A 17,459-nucleotide genomic window follows, 5' to 3' on the forward strand; every position below is an offset into this window, starting at 1 on the left:
GAGCGTCAGGGGCGCGGCTTGAGGCCCAGCCGGTCCCGCGCCTGATCCGGTGTGGCGACCGTGGCGCCGAGGAGTTCGGTGATCTGCACCGCACGCTCCACCAGCCGGCCGTTGGTGGCCTTCACCCCCCGGCTCAGATAGAGGTTGTCCTCCAGCCCGACCCGGACGTTGCCGCCGAGCAGGATGGACTGGGCGACCCACGGCATCTGCATCCGGCCGAGCGCGAAGCTCGCCCACCGGGCGCCCTCGGGCAGCAGGTTCACCATCGACTGCAGCACGCCGGGATCGGCCGGGGCGCCCCAGGGGACGCCCATGCACAGCTGGAAGACGGTCGGGTCGTCCAGCAGCCCCTCGGCCAGCAGCTGCTTGGCGAACCACAGCTGACCGGTGTCGAAGATCTCCAGCTCGGGCCGCACGCCCAGCTCCTGGATGCGCTTCGCCCCGGCGCGCAGCATGTCGGGCGTGGAGACGTAGAGGCTGGAGCCGTCGCCGAAGTTGAGCGAGCCGCAGTCCAGGGTGCAGATGTCGGGGAGCAGTTCCTCGACGTGCGGCAGCCGCGCGAGGCCGCCGACCAGGTCCGTACCGGGCAGCTGCCGCAGCGGCTCGTCCGGGTCGAGCACCAGGTCGCCGCCCATCCCGGCGGTGAGGTTGATGACGACGTCGGTACCGGTCTGCTTGATGCGGTCGACGACCTCGGCGTACAGCCGCGGATCGCGGGACGGGTCGCCGCTCCCGGGGTCGCGGACGTGGATGTGCACCACCGCGGCGCCCGCGGCGGCCGCCTCGACGGCCGAGGCGGCGATCTGCTCGGGCGTCACGGGGACGTGCGGGGAGCGGCGGACGGTGTCCCCGGCGCCGGTCAGCGCACAGGTGATGATGACCTCGTTGTTCACGGGGATCCCTTCGGGTGCCCAAGGCGGCCGGGGCCCTGGGGGAGGGTCAGTTCGCTCTCCACGAAGGCCAGGAGAGCGGCGTGCATGGTGTCCGGGCCGGTGCTGTCCGGCGCGGTGGCCAGCACCTGGGTGGCCAGGCCGTCGATCAGTGCGGTCAGCCGCAGCGCGGTGAACTCCGGATCGACCGGACGGAAGACGCCCTGGGTGACGCCGCGCCGCAGCACGTCGGCGACCGTGGTGCGCCACTGCCGGTAGTAGTGCTCGTGCAGCCGCCCCACGGCGGTGGAGCGGGCCGCCTGCGCCCACAGGTCGAGCCAGACCAGCCACTGGCGGCGCTGCTGCTCGGTGCGCGGGGTCTGCAGTGCGATCAGGTGCAACAGCTCCGCGCGGGCGTCCGGGGCGGCCGCCAGGCCCGCGGCCCGGCGCTCGGTGTCCTCGTCCATGCACCACCGCACGGCCGCCTCCAGCAGCTCGTCACGGCCCGGGAAGTGGTAGTGCACGGCGGCCGGGCTGGTGCCGCAGGCGGCCGCGATGTCGGCGACCCGTACGCCGTGGAAACCGTGCTCGGCGATCAGCCGGACGGTCTCCCGGACGATCTGCAGCGGCCGGCCGCCCTCGGGCACGGCCGCCGGCGCCCGCTCCGCCGCCGGGGCGGGCCGCTCCGGCGCGCCGAGCAGCCAGCCGGTGTCGACCCCGCCGAGGTCGGCGATCCGCACGATCTCGGCGAGCGTGAAGCGCCGGGTGCCGCCCAGCGACCGGGACAGCTTCGACGGGTCCATCACGATCCGGCGGGCGAACTCCCGGTGGCTGACGCCGAGCCGGCCGATCACCTCCCGGACACGGTCCGTGACCGCGCCGGCGGCATCGGTGATCCGGTCCGCGGCGTCCTCGGGGTCCGGGCCCCCAACGGCGTCATTCATGGTCCGGGACCGTAACAGGCGTGTTGAGAACATCGCAATGGTCAGGAGGCGGAGTGACTCCCAAAAATGCAGTTCAAAGCCACTGCCACGCGCGGAGTGATGAGGTAACTGATGTCAGAGTCAGTGGTGGGGCGGAGGATGCCGGCCGCGGACGGAAAAAAGGGCTGGACGCGCCGTGAACCGGGTGAATGTGGCAAAGTGACGACATGGCTGACCGGGGAGCGAAGCGCCCCACCGTGTCGGTGCCGGACGACTGGCCCGCCCACCCGGACCTGACCCTGGCCCTCAACGGCATGGGCGGCTTCGACTGGGACCTCGACAGCGGGCTGATGCACATGGACCCGCCCGCCCTTGAGGTCTTCGACATGCGCCCGTCCGAGTACGACGACCGCCCGGAGACGCTCAACGCCCGCGTCCCCGGCCACGAGGCCGCCCGCCTGGACGCCCTGGTCGCCCGCGCGCTCAAGGACGGCAGCGACTCCTACGGTGCCTACTTCCGGGTCCGCCTCCGCAACGGCGAACTGCGCTGGACCCACAGCCAGGGCAGCATCCGCCGGGACGACACCGGCCGCCCCCGCCGCATCATCGGCGTGGTCCGCGACGCCAGCCACGAATACACCCACGCGGCCGAGCGGCTCGCCGTCGACGAGGAGCGCCGCCGGCACACCAGCGTCGTCGAACGCACCACCGCCGCCCTGGCCCACGCCCGGACCGTCGGCGAGGTCATCGCCGTCCTCGCCGGCGACGAAGGACTCAGCCGGCTCGGCGCGGAGAACATCATCCTCGGCCTCGTCGAAGCCGGCCGGATCCGGCTGGTCTCCGAGGGCAGGGCGGGCAGCTACATCCCCGACCTGGAATACACCCGGGTCGGCGACGAATTCCCGATGAGCGAGGTCGTGCGCACCCTCAACCCGCGCTACGTCCGCAGCCGCGACGAGTTCAAACGCCGATTCCCCCGCCTCTGGCCCGCCATAGAACCCCTCAACGTCAACTCCGCGGCCTACCTCCCGCTGATCGCCCAGGGCCGCCCCATCGGCGTCATCGGCCTGTTCTTCGAGCGCGAGAGCGACTTCCGCGACCAGGAACGCAACGTCCTGGTCGCCCTGGGCAGCAGCATCGCCCAAAGCCTGGCCCGCGCCATGCTCTACGACCAGGAACACGACCTCGCCGCCGGCCTCCAGCAGGCCATGCTGCCGCGCCGGATCCCCGGCGTGCCCGACGCCCAGATCGCCGTCCGTTACCGCTCCGCCCGGATGGGCCGCGACATCGGCGGCGACTGGTACGACGTGATCCCGCTGCCCAACGGCCGGGTCGCCGCCGTCATCGGCGACGTCCAGGGCCACGACACCCAGGCCGCCGCCCTCATGGGCCAGCTGCGGATCGTGCTGCGCGCCTACGCCGCCGAAGGACACGCCCCCGCCACCGTCATGGGCCGCGCCTCCGCCTTCCTCAACGAACTCGACACCGACCGCTTCGCCACCTGCACCTACGTCGACGCCGACCTGAGCACCGGCGCCGCCAGGATCGTCCGCGCCGGCCACATCGACCCCCTGCTGCGGCACGCCGAGGGCATCTGCCGCCTGCTGCCGGTGGCCGGCGGACTGCCGCTCGGCATCTCCTCCGAATTCCGGCGCCTGGACTACCCCGTCACCACCGTCCAGCTCGCCGCCGGCGACACCCTCGTCCTGTGCACAGACGGCATCGTCGAACGGCCCGGCACCGACCTCGACGACGGCATGCGCCACCTCGCCCGGGAGATCCGCGACGGCCCGCAGGACGTCCAGCAACTCGCCGACCACCTCTGCGAATCCGTCGGCGAACGCACCAACGAGGACGACATGGCGCTGCTCCTGCTGCGCCGGCTGGGCGCCCCCGAACACGACACCGTCGGACGGTTCCGGCAGCACATCGCCCCCGCCGACCCCGACGGCCTGTCCGCCGCCCGGCACATGATCCGGGCCGCGGTCCGCGCCTGGGGAGCGGCCGAACGCGCCGAGGAGATCGAGCTGGTCGCCGACGAACTGATCACCAACGCACTGCTGCACACCGACGGCGAGGCCGTGGTCAACATCCGGATGCCGCACAGCGTCGGACGCCGGCTGCGCCTGGAGGTCGAGGACCGGTCCAGCAGCCTGCCACGCCGCCGCGAACCTGGCGAAGCCGGCGTCTCCGGCCGCGGCCTGCTCCTCGTGGACCGGCTGGCGGATGTCTGGGGTGTGGAACCGCGCGGCGGCGGAAAGTGCGTATGGTGCGAGTTCAACTGCCCCTGACCGGGACGGGGGTCCCTCCCAGCGTTGCTGGGGGAGCGTCCGGCCGCCCCGGCAACCGACGGGGGAACGGTCGCCGAGCGATCGGCACGGTCGAGTGAGGACGGCTCTATGACATCGCGGGCTGGGGAACAGCGCGAGGAAGCCCGGCAGTTGACGGCACGCCTGGAGACCGAAGGCGTCCGCAACATCGCGCTGACCTGGGTGGACAACGCGGGCATCGCCCGCGTCAAGACCGTACCGGCGCAGCGGCTCGCGGACACCGCCGCCCGCGGCGTCGGCATGTCACCGGTCTTCGACGTCTTCACCTCCGACGACACCATCACCGAATCCGACGACCTCGGCGGACCCGACGGCGATCTGCGGCTCTTCCCCGACCTGGACCGCGTCACCGTCCTCGCCGCCCAGCCCGGCTGGGCCTGGGCCCCGGCCGACCGCTACGACCAGCTCGGCCGGCCGCACCCGGCCTGCCAGCGGCAGTTCGCCCGGCGGATGACCGAACGCGCCACCGCCGCCGGCCTCGACCTGCGGATGGGCTTCGAAACCGAATGGGTGGTCACCCGCGCCCCCGAAAGCCACCACCCCGGCACCACCGACACCTCCGCCCCCCTCGACTACCCCTGCGCCGGCCCCGCCTACGGCATGACCCGCGTCGTCGAACTCTCCGACTACCTCCGTGACGTCACCGAGGCCCTGACCGTCCAGGGCATCGACGTCCTCCAGCTCCACCCCGAATACGCACCCGGCCAGTTCGAGCTCACCACCGCACCCGGCGACCCGGTGCGCGCCGCCGACGACGTCGTCCTGGTCCGAGAGACGGTCCGCGCGGTCTCCGCCCGGCACGGCCTGCGCGCCTCCTTCGCCCCCTCGTTCGTCGCCGGCCAGGTCGGCAACGGCTGCCACCTCCACCTCGGCCTCTACCGCGACGGCCGCAGCCTGCACCGCACCCCCGGCACCGCACACGGCCTCGCCCCGGACGCCGACGCCTTCCTCGCCGGCATCCTCGGCGCCCTGCCCGCCCTGCTCGCCATCGGCTGCCCGTCCCCCGCCAGCTACCTCCGGCTCCAGCCCTCGCGCTGGGCCGGCGTCTACCAGTGCTGGGGCGTCGAGAACCGCGAGGCCGCCCTGCGGCTCGTCACCGGCGCGCCCGACGACCCCGACGGCGGCCACGCCGAGGTCAAGACCTTCGACGCCGCCGCCAACCCCTACCTGGCGGTCGGCGCGGTGATCGCCGCCGGACTGCACGGCATCGAGTCCCGGGCCGGCCTCCCGGAACCGCAGCGCGGCGACCCCGGCGTCCTCGGCGTCCGCGAACGCGCCCGGCGCGGCATCGTCCGCCTCCCCGCCACCCTCACCGAGGCCACCGACCGGCTGGAGAAGTCCGCGCCGCTCCACGAGGCCCTGGGCAAGGTCCTGCACGGCGCCGTCCTCGCCGTCCGGCGCGCCGAGGAGGCGCAGTTCGCCGAGAGCACCGACGAGGAGATCACCGCCGCCACCCGCTGGCGCTGGTGATGCCCGCCGGCACCCGGGCAAGCGGCCCCCGCTTCGACGACGGCCTGCCGCCGCTGGTGGACCACCACTGCCACGGCGTGCTGCGCCACGAGCCCGACGCGGCGACGTTCGCCTCGTACCTCACCGAATCGGACCGGCCGCCCGCGGCGGGCACCAGCCACTTCGACACCCAGACCGGCTTCGCGGTCCGCCGCTGGTGCCCGCCGCTGCTCGACCTGCCCGCACACTGCCCGCCCGAGCGCTACCTCGCCCGCCGCCGCGAGCTGGGCCCCGACGAAACCCACCGGCGGCTGCTCGGCGCCACCGGCATCGGCGCCTACCTCGTCGACACCGGACTGCCCGGCGACCTGACCGGCCCGGACGAGACGGCCGCGGCCGGCGGCGGCACCGGCCACGAGGTCGTACGGCTGGAAACCCTCGCCGAACGCACCGCCGCCGCGGTGGCCGACGGCGCCACGGCCACCGCCGGGCCATCGGCCACCGCCGGGCCATCGGCCGCCGACGCCGAGGAGTTCACCGACGCGCTGACCCGCGCCGTCCAGGAGGCCGCCCGCACCGCCGTCGCCTTCAAGACCGTCGCCGCCTACCGCCACGGACTCGCGCTCGCCGCCGAACCGCCCACGGCCGGCGCGGTGCACACCGCCGCCCGCACCTGGCTGGCCGCCGGCGCCGGCCGCCTCACCGACCCGGTCCTCATCCGCCACCTCGTCGCCCTGGCCGTCGCCACCGGCCGCCCGCTCCAGATCCACACCGGCTTCGGCGACCCTGACCTCCGGCTCGACCACGCCGACCCGGCCCTCCTCACCGACCTCGTCCGCGCCACCGCCGGCACCGGCACGGACCTCGTCCTGCTGCACTGCTACCCGTACCACCGGCAGGCCGCCTACCTGGCGAGCGTCTTCCCCCACGTCCACGCCGACGTCGGACTCACCCTCAGCCACACCGGCCCCCGCGCCACCGCCGTCCTCGCCGAATTCCTCGAACTCGCCCCCTTCGGCAAACTGCTCTTCTCCACCGACGCCTACGGCCTGCCCGAGCTCTACGTCGTGGGCAGCGCACTGTTCCGCACCGCCCTCGCGGAGGTGCTCGGCGCCTGGACGGCGAGCGGCGCATGGTCGGCGGACGACGCCCACCGCGTGGGCGCCATGCTCGCCGCGGAGAACGCCCGCCGGGTGTACGGCCTGGGCGCGGCGGGCCGGGCGCGGGAGCGGGGCCTGCGGAACGCTTAAGGGGCGTGGCACTGGGACGGGGGGCGGGACGCGTAAGCGGCGTGGCACTGGGACGGGCGGGGCGGGACGCGTAAGGGGCGTACCGCCCGGGCGCCTCTTCCCGCCCTGCCGTCGGCCCGCCGTCATGCTCATGCTTTACTGCGCCGCGTGGCCGATACAACGACCTCGGACGAGACGTCCGACGAGACCTCCGGCGGGACGCCCGGGCAGACCACCGGGCGGGCCACCGGCGCCCGTCCGGACAAGGGCGGAACGCCCTGGCATTCCCGCATATTCGCCGACCTGACACCCCTGCGCACCTCGCCCGACTACCGCCGCCTGTGGTGCGGCAACACCATCTCCTGGATGGGCCAGCAGATGACCGCCCTCGCGGTCTCGCTGCAGGTGTACGCCATCACCCGGTCCACCTTCTCGGTCGGACTGGTGGGCCTGTGCTCGCTCGTCCCACTGGTCGTCTTCGGCCTGTACGGCGGTGCCATCGCCGACACCGTGGACCGCCGCAAACTCGGCCTGTACAGCGCCGCCGGCGCCACCGCGATGTCCATCACGCTGGCCACCGCCGCGCTCGCCGGATACCACCGGGTCTGGCTGCTCTACACCGTGGTCGCCCTCCAGGCCGTCTGCTTCGCGATGAACTCCCCGGCCCGCACCTCGATGATCCCCCGGCTGCTGCCCACCGAACAGCTGCCGGCCGCCAACGCCCTCAACTCCCTGACCAGCAACCTCGGTCTGATGGGCGGCCCCATGCTGGGCGGCGTCATCGTCGGCCTGTGGGGCTACCAGGCCGCGTACCTGATCGACGTCGTGGCCTTCAGCGGCGCGCTCTACGCGATGTGGCGCCTGCCGTCCATGCGCCCCGACCAGGGCGACGGCCCGCGGCGCCGCGCCTCCGTCCTCGACGGCCTGCGCTTCCTCGCCACCCGCCCCAACCTGCGGATGACGTTCTTCTCCGACCTGGCGGCCATGGTGCTGGCCCAGCCGCGCGCGCTGTTCCCCGCGGTCGCGGTGCTCTGGTTCGCCGGCGACGCCAAGACCGTCGGCCTGCTCGTCGCCGCGCCCGCGGTCGGCGCCGTCCTCGGCGGACTGTTCTCCGGCTGGCTCGGCGGCATCCGCCGGCACGGCCTGGCCATCCTGCTCGCGGTCGCCGCCTGGGGCGCGGCCATCGCCTGCTTCGGACTCTCCCGGAACCTGTGGCTCGGCCTGTTCTTCCTCGCCGTGGCCGGCTGCGCCGACACCGTCTCGATGGTCTTCCGCAGCACCATGCTCCAGGCCGCCACCCCCGACGCGATGCGCGGCCGCCTCCAGGGCGTCTTCATCGTCGTCGTCGCCGGCGGCCCCCGCCTCGGCGACTTCCTCGCCGGCTCGGCCTCCGACCTGACCTCCCCGGCCACCGCCGTCATCGGCGGCGGCCTGGCCTGCATCCTGACCGTCACCGCCCTCGGCCTCGGCCGCCGCGCCTTCGCGCGGTACGACGCACGCGACCCGCAGCCGTAGCCGGGAGCGCGATCAGCGCGCTCCGCCCCTGGGCCTACCGCCCTCGTCGCCCCCGGCCCTACAGCAACCGTGGGGTCAGATCCGGGTCGTCGAAGCCCTCGTCGTCGAACGGGTACAAGGGGCGGCGGATCTTGTGGTGGCCGAGGCGGAGGAGGTCCTGGTCGACGCCGCCGGGGGTGAGGGCGAGGAGCCAGTCGGCGGCCATGGCGTACAACTCCGGTTCCAGGTAGCCGATCTTGACGACCACCAGGTCGTGGTCGAGCGGGTCCAGCGAACCGAAGTCGGCGCGGGTGTGGAACGGAGTGCGCCGCTCGGTCAGGATCACCGTCACCCCGCCGCGAGTGACCGCCGCGCGCCGGCCGCCCCCGTCGTACGCCGGATTGCCGCGCGGCGCGCCCGAGGCGGCCCCCGGTCCCTCCAACGCCGTGACCCTGCCGGTCAGTTCGTACGGGGCGGCGTGCGGGCCGGTGCCCGCGCTGAAGCAGCCGCCGACGCGCAGGGTCACCTCGGCGCCCGGCCCGGCGGCGAAGCACGCGGCGACCGCCGCCGGATCGGTGAGGCCCGGGTGCAGCGCGGTGCGCCGCCCGCTCGCCAGGTCCTCGTGCGCCAGCAGCCGGCCGAGCATGTACGCGAGGTCGCCGGCCCCGCCCGCGGTGGGGTTGTCGCCCGAATCGCTGATCAGGAACGGCCGGGCGGACGAGGCCACCGCACGGGCGATGCAGTCGTCGGCGTCGCCGGTCGGGCCGACGAAGGTGAAGTCCCGGCGGGCGTCCCAGTACGCGCGGGCCAGCGCGCCGGCCTGGTCGAGGGCGAGCCCGGGATCGTCCGCGGTGACCACCACCGCGGCCCGGCAGCGTTCCTCGTCGGCCCAGGCGTACCCGACCCAGAGCGCCGCGTCGACGATCCCGTCGAGTGCCTCGACGCTCGCCAGCCGGCCGTAGAGCGACGCGGCCGGTTCGAGGCGGGTGCTGGTCTTCTCGCCCGGGAGGAGCACCGGGATCTGCACCCAGGCCCGGTGCGGGCGGCCCTTGCCGGAGACCAGCCGCGCGACGAGGTTGCGGGCGGCCCGCTCCCGGGTTTCCCAGGCGTCCTCGTGCGGCGCCATCCGGTGCGCGGTCAGCAGATCGAGGTGCTCGGCGAAACGGCGCGAGACGTTGCCGTGCAGGTCCATGGCGGCCGAGATCAGGGTGGCGGGGCCGGTCGCCGCGCGTACCGCCGCGGTCAGGTCCGCCTCGGCGTCGTCCAGCCCGACGACGCTCATCGCACCGTGGATGTCGTGGAGCAGACCGTCCAGCGGGCCGGACTGTCTTATGCGGTCGGTGAGTTCGGAGCGGATGCGGTCGTAGGTGGCGCGCTCGACCGGACCGCCGGGCACCGCGACGGCATGCACCAGCGGGACCCACTCGACCACCCCGGAGAGGTCCCCGCCCGGCCGGGTCCAGGTGTAGCGGTCCAGCAGCTCGCGTCCCCGGGTGACGCGGAAGTCGTCGTACGTCGAGCGGTGCGGACAGAACTGGCTGGACTCGATGGCCATCCCGCCGATGCCGATGCGCAAGGGGCGGCCGGTCGTCGCTGGGGCCATGCGTGCTCACTTCCCTGGGTGGCGGGTTTCGTGGCGGGGGTGTGGGGCTCCGCCGGTGGCGTTGCTACGTGGCGGGCGTCGCGCCCGGGGTGCCGGGGCCCGGCCGAGGGTGCGGCACGGTGGGCGGGATGCCGCTCAGTACGGCGTGGCCGGCGCCCAGCAGTCCCGCGTCCGGGCCGCGGACCGCGGTGTCGATGGTGAGTTCGCTGGTGGCCATCGGCAGACAGCGCTCGTAGAGCATCCCGCGCACCGCGGCGACCAGCGGCTGGGCGCCGGCCAGCGCGCCACCGAGGACCACCGCCTCGGGGTTGAAGAAGTTCACGACGACCGCGAGCACCGCACCGATGTCCCGGCCGGCCTGCCGCACCAGGGTGGTGGCCTGCGCGTCGCCGTGTTCGACCAGCCGCAGGATGTCGGCGGCGGACCTTGCGGCGATGCCCCGCCCGCGCAGTGTGGCGGCGATCGCGGCGCCGCTCGCCACCGTCTCCAGACAGCCGATGTTGCCGCAGGAACAAGGGAGTTGGGCCGACTCGTCCACCCGGACGTGGCTGATGTCGCCGGCCGCACCGTGCGCCCCGCGGTGCAGCCGGCCGTCGCTGATGACGCCCGAGCCGATACCGCGGCCGGCCTTGACGACGACGAGATGGCGCCGGGCGGGGTGGGCGGCGCGGTGTTCGCCGAGCGCCATCATGTTGGCGTCGTTGTCGAGCAGCACCGGCAGCCCGAGGCGATCGGCCAGCCGGTCGCGGAGCGGGAAGAGGTGCCAGCCGGGCATCCGGGACGGGGCGACGACCCGGGCGCCGTCGGCGTCGACCGGGCCGGGGAAGCCGATGCCGACGCCGCGGACCGTCCGCCCGGCCGCCCGCTGCCGCTCGGCCAGCGCGCCCAGCCGCTCGGCGAGGGCGTCCAGGGCGGGCCCGGGGCCGGTGGTCAGATCGGTCGGGTGGTCCTCGGCGTCGAAGACGTCGCCGGCCGGGCCCACCGCACCGGTACGGATGTGATGGCTGCCCAGGTCGGCGGCGAGCGCGACCGCGCCCTGCCCGGCGACCCGCAGCAGCCGTGGCCGCCGGCCGCCACGCGAGGCGCCCTCACCGGATTCGGTCAGCAGCCCGGCCTCGACCAGTTCCTGGACCCGGGCGGACACGGTGGACGCGGCGAGCCCGAGCTCGCGGACGAGGTCCGCGCGGGAGGTGGCGGAGCCGTTCGCGACGAGCGCGAGGACGTGCGCGGCGGAACCGGGCGACTCGTCGGGGAGGGGCATGGCACGCGCCTTTCGCGGGGCGGTCGGGGCAGGGGGAGTGGCCGGCGGTCGGAGCGGGTTTCAGTGCGGGCTCCGGACTTCCTGCTTCCTCCGGTGGGCTTCCTCCGGTGGGCTTCCTTCGCCGGACTTCCTTCGTCACCGCAGCAACCCTCCGCCCCAACTCGCCGACAGTAGAGCGCAGTCGGCCCGCTTTCGCCAGGGTCTTGACTTCTTTTCACGGCCGTCCGTACGTTGCTCGCACCCTTCCACCGGCCCGACCTCCCGGAGGCAGTATGGGCCTGCGCAGGACACGAACTCCCGGTCTCCGCAAGCAAGGTGGCCCATACGGCCGAGTCGGCCGGCTGGTGGCCGCCGTCCTGCTCGGTGCCGCGGCGCTGGTCGGCTGCGGCCCGCCTGGCAACGTTGTCACCGAGCTGGGCCCCACCGGCGGCGTGCCCGTCGAGGGCGGGACCGCCACCATGGCACTGCCGCCCGCCTCCGCCCCCAACTGGATCTTCCCCATCGGGGCCCCCGGCTATCTGGCCTCCTACAACAGCGCCATCCAGGACCTGCTGTTCCTGCGGCTCTACCTGCCCGAGAAGAAGGGCGACGCGCTGACCCTGGAATCCCCCCGCGGCCTCGCCGAAAAACCCCGCTACGGCGACGGCAACCGCACCGTCGGCATCACCCTGAAAAAGGGCTACCGCTGGTCCGACGGGCACCCCGTCACCACCCGCGACGTGAAATTCTGGTTCGACCTCATCAAGGCCAACAAGCAGGAATGGGCCGGGTATTCGCCGAAACTGATGCCCGACGACGTCAAGGCGTTCGAGATTCTCGACGACCGCACCTTCCGGCTCCGGCTGGACCGCGCCTACAACCCGGCGTGGTTCACCGCCAACGAACTCCAGGACTTCGTGGCTCTGCCCGTACACGCCTGGAACCCGCACCACGAGGACCCCCGGCGGGCCTTCGCCCGGCTGATGCGGCACGCCCGGCAGTTCTCCGCATTCGCCACCGACCCGCTGTGGAAAACCGTCGACGGACCCTGGCGGACGGCGAAGTGGACCACCTCCGGACAGGTGGAGCTGATCCCCAACACGCACTACAGCGGGCCGGACAAACCCCATCTCGACCGGGTCGTCCTCAAACCCTTCACCACCGCCGACTCCGAATTCAACGTCCTGCGGGCCGGCGGCGTCGACTACGGCTACCTGCCGCCGTCCGTCATGGCGCAGTCGGCGAAATTCCGGGAGATGGGTTATCGCATCGACCCCTGGGAAGGTTGGGCGATCACCTACATCGTGCTCAATTACCACCACCCCACCGCCGGGCCCCTGCTGCGGCAGACCTATCTGCGCCAGGCGCTCCAGCACCTCATCGACCAGAAGGCGCTCTCCCGGGTGATCTGGCACGGCAGCGCCGCCCCCACCCTCGGCCCGGTCCCGGCCGGTCTGCTCGCCACCGACCCGTACCCCTACGACCCGAAGCGGGCGAAAGCGCTGCTGGCGGACCACGGCTGGGCCGGCCGGGGCGGCGTGCTGCGCTGCGTACGGCCCGGACGCGGCGCCGGCGCGTGCGGCGCGGGCATCGAGGACGGGCAGGAGCTGCGGCTGTCGCTGCTCTCCCAGTCCGGCTCGACCGAGACCTCCAACACCATGCAGGTCCTCAAGTCGGAGTTCGGCAGGGTGGGCATCGCCCTCGACGTCCGGCAGCAGCCACTGAACACGGTCCTGGGCACCACCGTCCCCTGCCGCACCACCGACCCCCTCTGCTCCGCCTGGCAGCTCGGCTTCTTCGGCACCCAGGGCAGCTGGTACTTCCCGCCCGACCCCAGCGGGGAGAAGATCTTCGCCAGCAACGCGCCCTCCAACATGGGCAGTTGGGCCGACCCCCGTACCGACGAGCTGATCCGGGCCACCGAGTACTCCGACGATCCCGCCGCACTGCGCGCCTACGGCCGCGAGGTCGCCCGCCGCCTCCCGGTGCTGTGGACCCCCAACCCCGCCTATCAGGTCTCCGCCATCCGCAACGACCTGCGCGGCGTCGACCAGAACCCCACGCTGTCGCTGGCCCCCCAGGACTGGTACTACGTCAAGAAGGGCGGTGCCGGCCGGTGACCCACTTCCTGGTCAAACGCCTCGCCCAGGCCCTGGTCGTCCTGCTGCTGGTCTCCGTCATCGTCTTCGTCCTGCTGCACCTGCTCCCCGGCGGCCCGGCCCGCGCCATCCTCGGCGTGCAGGCCACGCCCCAGGCCGTCGCGCACTTCAACCACCAGCAGGGATACGACCGTTCGCTGCCCCAGCAGTACCTGCGCTACCTCGGCCGGCTGCTCACCGGCGACCTGGGGGAGTCCTACAAGCTCAACCGGAGCGTCGCCTCGCTGCTCGCCGAACGGCTGCCGAAGACCGCCCTGCTGGCCGGGCTGGCGCTGGCGCTGGCCGCCGTCCTGGCCGTACCGCTCGGCATCCTGCAGGCGGTACGCCGCGGCCGCGCCGCCGACCACGTCCTCACCGGCCTGGCCTTCCTCGCCTACGCCACCCCGGTCTTCTTCCTCGGGCTCGTCCTCGTCCTGGTCCTCAGCCAGCAGCTGCCCCTGCTGCCCGCCGAGGCCCCGCAGGCCGACACGGTCGGCGGGATCCTCGCCGAGCCGGCCGGACTGGTCCTCCCGGTCGTGACCACGGCCCTGGGAATCGTCGCCGCCTTCAGCCGCTATCTGCGCTCCGCGGTCCTCGACAACCTCGGCGAGGACTACGTCCGCACCGCCCGCGCCAAGGGCGGGTCCGGCACCCGGGTGCTGGTCCGGCACGTGCTGCGCAATGCGCTCATCCCGCTGGTCACCCTCCTCGGCCTCTACCTGCCGACCCTCTTCAGCGGCACCCTCGTCGTCGAGTCGATGTTCAACTACCCCGGCATGGGGCTGCTGTTCTGGAACGCGGCCCAGGGCTCGGACTTCCCCGTACTGCTCGGCGTGACCCTCGTCGTGGGCGCCGCCACCGTCCTCGGCTCCCTGCTCGCCGACATCGCCTACGCCGTCCTCGACCCGCGCATCAGGAGCGTGCCGTGACCACCACCGCCCCCGCACCGCGCATCAGGAGCGTGCCGTGACCCCCACCGCCCCCGCACCGCCGGACGCCGGGCCCGCCGCTCCCGGGCCGGTCCGCCGCGTCCTGACCGGCTTCCGCCGCAACAAGCTCGCGCTGACCGGCGCCCTGATCCTGCTGGCCCTGCTCGCCTTCTGCTTCCTCGGCCCGCTGCTCCACCCCACCGACCAGATCCACACCGACCTCACCCAGGCCAACCGCGCCCCCGGCGCCGGCCACCCGCTCGGCACCACCGACCTCGGCTACGACCTGCTCGGCCGGCTGATGTACGGCGGCCGCACCTCCCTGGAGGTGGGCCTTGCGGCCGGGCTGCTGGCCACCCTCCTCGGCACCGTCTACGGCGCGGTCGCCGGCTACTTCGGCGGCTGGCCGGACGCCGTGATGATGCGGGTCACCGACGCCGCGCTCGCCATCCCGGCGCTCTTCCTCCTCGTCGTGGTCGCCACCCTCGTCACCCCCAGCGAACCCGTCCTCATCCTGGTCATCGCCTCCGTCGCCTGGCTCTCCCCGGCCCGGCTGCTGCGCGGCGAGGCGCTGGCGCTGCGCAGCCGGGACTACGTCCACGCCATGCGGCTGATGGGCGGCGGCGGAGGCCGGGCGGTGTTCCGGCACATCCTGCCCAACGCCCTGGGCACCGTCGTCGTCAACGCCACCTTCCAGATCGCCGACGCCATCCTCTACGTCGCCTACCTCTCCTTCCTCGGCCTCTCCCTGCCGCCGCCCGCCGCCGACTGGGGCTCCCTGCTCTCCGCCGGCATCACCTACACCCAGGTCGGCCACTGGTGGCTGATCTTCCCGCCCGGCCTCGCGATCGTGCTGGTCGTGGCGGCCTTCAACTTCCTCGGCGACGGACTGCGGGACGCCTTCGACGTACGGCTCGACACGGGACGGGGCAGCCACCGATGACCGAACCCCTGCTGCGCATCGACGACCTGCACGTCGACATCGTCACCCGCGACCGGACCGTGCACGCCCTCGACGGCATCGACCTCGACCTCGCCCCCGGCGAAGCGCTCGGCCTGGTCGGCGAGTCCGGCTGCGGCAAGACCCTCACCGCCCGCGCCGTCCTCGGACTGCTCCCCGCCGGCGGCCGGATCACCGGCGGACGCATCCTCTTCCACGGCACGGACCTGGCCGCCGCCCCCGAAACCGCCCTGCAGGGCGTCCGCGGCCACACCATCGGCATGGTCTTCCAGGACCCGCTGACCTCGCTCAACCCCACCATGACCATCGGCGCCCAGGTCGCCGAGCCGCTCCGCCTGCACACCCCGCTGACCAGGGCCCAGGCCCGCGCCAAGGCCGAGGAGATGCTCGGCCTGGTCGGCCTGCCCCGCCCCGCCGAGCGGATGGCCCACTATCCGCACCAGCTCAGCGGCGGCATGCGGCAGCGCGTCGCGATCGCCATGGCCCTGGTCTGCGAACCCGACCTGCTGATCGCCGACGAGCCCACCACCGCCCTCGACGTCACCACCCAGCACCAGATCCTGGAGCTCGTCGACGCACTGCGCACCCGGCTCGGCATGGCCCTGATCCTCGTCACCCACGACCTCGGGGTGATCGCCCGCCGGGTCGACCGGGTCGCGGTGATGTACGCCGGCCGGATCGCCGAACGCGCCCCCGTACGGCCGCTGTTCACCACCCCGCGGCACCGCTACACCCAGGCCCTCTTCGCCGCCCTCCCGGAACGCGCCCCCGACCCCGCCCGCCCGCTCGCCACCGTCCCCGGCCTCCCACCGGTCCTCACCACCCGTCCCACCGGCTGCCGCTTCGCACCCCGCTGCGGCTTCGCCACCGACCTCTGCCGCACCGCGGAACCGGAGCTCAGCGACGGCCCCGACGGCGGCCGGCCGGCCGACCGCGCCGCGCACGCCTTCGCCTGCTTCCACCCCGCCGGCCCGGCCCCCGGCGCCGACCCGGTCGCCGAGATACGCCCGCCCGCCCCCGCCGCGGCGCCGGCCCGCACCGACGCACCGCTGCTCCGCCTCACCGACCTCGCCAAGAGCTACCCGCTGCACGGCGGCCCGTTCGCCCGCCGGGGCGCCGCCGAGATCAGCGCGGTGGCCGGGATCTCGCTCACCGTCCGGCGCGGCGAGACCTTCGGCATCGTCGGCGAGTCCGGCTGCGGCAAATCCACCCTCGGCCGGCTGGCGGTCGGCCTGGAGGCACCCAGCACCGGCACCGTCGAGGTCGCCGGGCGGGACCTGGCCACGCTGCGGGGCCGCGAGCTGCGCGCCCACCGGCGCGAGGTCCAGCTGATGTTCCAGGATTCCGCCGCGGCCATGGACCCCCGGATGCGGGTCGGCGCCGTGCTGACCGAACCCCTGGTCATCCAGGGCATCGGCGACCGGGCCGCCCGGCAGCGGCGGATCGCCGGCCTCCTGGACGACGTCGGACTGCCGCGCGGCGCCGTCGACCGCTACCCGCACGAATTCTCCGGCGGCCAGCGCCAGCGCCTCGGTCTGGCCCGCGCCCTCGCGCTCGCCCCCTCGCTCGTGGTCGCCGACGAACCGGTCTCCGCGCTCGACGTCTCCGTCCAGGCCCAGATCCTCAACCTGATGCGCGCCCTGCAACGGGACAAGGGCCTGAGCTACCTCTTCATCTCGCACGACCTGGCGGTGGTGCGGCACGTCGCGGACCGGGTCGGCGTGATGTACCTCGGCAAACTCGTCGAGACCGGCCCCGCGGAGGCGGTCTTCGACCGCCCGCTCCACCCCTATACGCGCGGCCTCCTGGACACGGTCCGCCCGCCCGGCCCCGCCTCCCACCCCCTCGGCGGCGAAACCCCGTCAGCCGCAGCCCCGCCGTCGGGGTGCCGGTTCCGCACCCGGTGCGTCTTCGCGACCCAGCGGTGCGCGGCGGAGCCACCACCGACGGTGGAGGCAGCCCCGGCCCACTCCGCCTCCTGCCACTTTCCGCTTCGCGGGTGAGGCCCACGTACCTGGCTTTCCCGCCGTGGGGGTTGCTCGCCGTTGCGCTTTGCGGCGCCGCGCACGTACCCGTCTGTCTCGCCGCGGGGCTTGCTCGCCGTTGCGCTTTGCGGCGCCGCGCACGTACTTGGCTGTCCCGCCGCGGGTGGTCTCGCCGTTGCGCGCTTTGCGGCGCCCCGCACGTACCCGTCTCTCCCGCCGCGGGTGGTCTCGCCGTTGCGCCTGCGGCGGGCTGGGTGGGTGTCGGGTGCGGTGACGGACCTCCGGGGCCGGTTGTGTGGACTGCTGACG

The 17,459-nt window shown here is 73.9% G+C and carries 12 protein-coding genes; 8 read left to right on the forward strand and 4 right to left on the reverse strand.

Features of this window, described 5'->3' with window-relative positions:
* Positions 1-5: 5 nt before the first annotated feature.
* Both AB0E02_RS35045 and AB0E02_RS35050 read right to left on the reverse strand, forming a co-directional pair.
* Positions 6-893 (reverse strand): 3-keto-5-aminohexanoate cleavage protein, encoded by an 888-nt coding sequence (locus AB0E02_RS35045; protein WP_362147398.1) that lies wholly within the window; start codon positions 891-893, stop codon positions 6-8.
* Positions 890-1,813: a TetR/AcrR family transcriptional regulator gene (locus AB0E02_RS35050; protein WP_362147401.1), complete on the reverse strand. Its 924-nt coding sequence runs from the start codon at positions 1,811-1,813 to the stop codon at positions 890-892. The genes AB0E02_RS35045 and AB0E02_RS35050 overlap by 4 nt, the downstream gene beginning before the upstream one ends.
* A gap of 206 nt (positions 1,814-2,019) precedes the next feature.
* Between AB0E02_RS35050 and AB0E02_RS35055 the strand changes: the two genes are divergently transcribed.
* From AB0E02_RS35055 to AB0E02_RS35070, 4 genes are all read left to right on the forward strand, one after another.
* Positions 2,020-4,083 (forward strand): SpoIIE family protein phosphatase, encoded by a 2,064-nt coding sequence (locus tag AB0E02_RS35055; protein WP_362147404.1) that lies wholly within the window; start codon positions 2,020-2,022, stop codon positions 4,081-4,083.
* 108 nt (positions 4,084-4,191) lie between these two features.
* Positions 4,192-5,592 carry a glutamine synthetase family protein gene (locus AB0E02_RS35060; RefSeq protein ID WP_362147407.1) on the forward strand — a complete coding sequence of 467 codons (1,401 nt, stop codon included), beginning with the start codon at positions 4,192-4,194 and terminating at the stop codon, positions 5,590-5,592.
* Positions 5,592-6,821, forward strand: coding sequence for an amidohydrolase family protein (locus AB0E02_RS35065; protein WP_362147410.1), 1,230 nt, complete (start codon positions 5,592-5,594; stop codon positions 6,819-6,821). Before AB0E02_RS35060 ends, AB0E02_RS35065 begins: the two co-directional genes overlap by 1 nt.
* A 270-nt stretch (positions 6,822-7,091) precedes the next feature.
* The gene (locus tag AB0E02_RS35070; RefSeq protein WP_310724556.1) at positions 7,092-8,315 is read left to right on the forward strand and encodes an MFS transporter; all 1,224 of its coding nucleotides are present in this window, start codon (positions 7,092-7,094) and stop codon (positions 8,313-8,315) included.
* Between the two features lie 58 nt (positions 8,316-8,373).
* Here AB0E02_RS35070 and AB0E02_RS35075 read toward each other — a convergent pair whose 3' ends face one another.
* Both AB0E02_RS35075 and AB0E02_RS35080 read right to left on the reverse strand, forming a co-directional pair.
* Positions 8,374-9,897 (reverse strand): M81 family metallopeptidase, encoded by a 1,524-nt coding sequence (locus AB0E02_RS35075; RefSeq protein ID WP_362147413.1) that lies wholly within the window; start codon positions 9,895-9,897, stop codon positions 8,374-8,376.
* Between the two features lie 64 nt (positions 9,898-9,961).
* Entirely contained in the window at positions 9,962-11,158 is a 1,197-nt protein-coding gene (locus AB0E02_RS35080) for an ROK family transcriptional regulator (protein ID WP_362147415.1), read from the reverse strand.
* 344 nt (positions 11,159-11,502) lie between these two features.
* Here AB0E02_RS35080 and AB0E02_RS35085 point away from each other — a divergent pair, with 344 nt between their 5' ends.
* From AB0E02_RS35085 to AB0E02_RS35100, 4 genes are read left to right on the forward strand one after another with little or no spacing between them, the layout of a single operon-like run.
* Positions 11,503-13,257: a peptide ABC transporter substrate-binding protein gene (locus AB0E02_RS35085; RefSeq protein WP_362147418.1), complete on the forward strand. Its 1,755-nt coding sequence runs from the start codon at positions 11,503-11,505 to the stop codon at positions 13,255-13,257.
* Positions 13,254-14,204: an ABC transporter permease gene (locus AB0E02_RS35090; protein ID WP_362147421.1), complete on the forward strand. Its 951-nt coding sequence runs from the start codon at positions 13,254-13,256 to the stop codon at positions 14,202-14,204. The genes AB0E02_RS35085 and AB0E02_RS35090 overlap by 4 nt, the downstream gene beginning before the upstream one ends.
* 37 nt (positions 14,205-14,241) lie before the next feature.
* Entirely contained in the window at positions 14,242-15,147 is a 906-nt protein-coding gene (locus AB0E02_RS35095; RefSeq protein ID WP_362147423.1) for an ABC transporter permease, read from the forward strand.
* Positions 15,144-17,168 (forward strand): ABC transporter ATP-binding protein, encoded by a 2,025-nt coding sequence (locus AB0E02_RS35100; protein ID WP_362147426.1) that lies wholly within the window; start codon positions 15,144-15,146, stop codon positions 17,166-17,168. Before AB0E02_RS35095 ends, AB0E02_RS35100 begins: the two co-directional genes overlap by 4 nt.
* Positions 17,169-17,459: the final 291 nt, after the last annotated feature.

This window comes from Streptomyces sp. NPDC048196 (genome assembly GCF_040652715.1).
Classification (GTDB): Bacteria; Actinomycetota; Actinomycetes; order Streptomycetales; family Streptomycetaceae; genus Streptomyces; species Streptomyces siderophoricus.

Coding starts and splice junctions, on each gene's coding strand:
- AB0E02_RS35050 (WP_362147401.1), bottom strand. CDS start 1,813: ATGAATGACGCCGTTGGGGGCCCGGACCCCGAGGACGCCGCGGACCGG.
- AB0E02_RS35055 (WP_362147404.1), top strand. CDS start 2,020: ATGGCTGACCGGGGAGCGAAGCGCCCCACCGTGTCGGTGCCGGACGAC.
- AB0E02_RS35060 (WP_362147407.1), top strand. CDS start 4,192: ATGACATCGCGGGCTGGGGAACAGCGCGAGGAAGCCCGGCAGTTGACG.
- AB0E02_RS35065 (WP_362147410.1), top strand. CDS start 5,592: ATGCCCGCCGGCACCCGGGCAAGCGGCCCCCGCTTCGACGACGGCCTG.
- AB0E02_RS35075 (WP_362147413.1), bottom strand. CDS start 9,897: ATGGCCCCAGCGACGACCGGCCGCCCCTTGCGCATCGGCATCGGCGGG.
- AB0E02_RS35080 (WP_362147415.1), bottom strand. CDS start 11,158: ATGCCCCTCCCCGACGAGTCGCCCGGTTCCGCCGCGCACGTCCTCGCG.
- AB0E02_RS35100 (WP_362147426.1), top strand. CDS start 15,144: ATGACCGAACCCCTGCTGCGCATCGACGACCTGCACGTCGACATCGTC.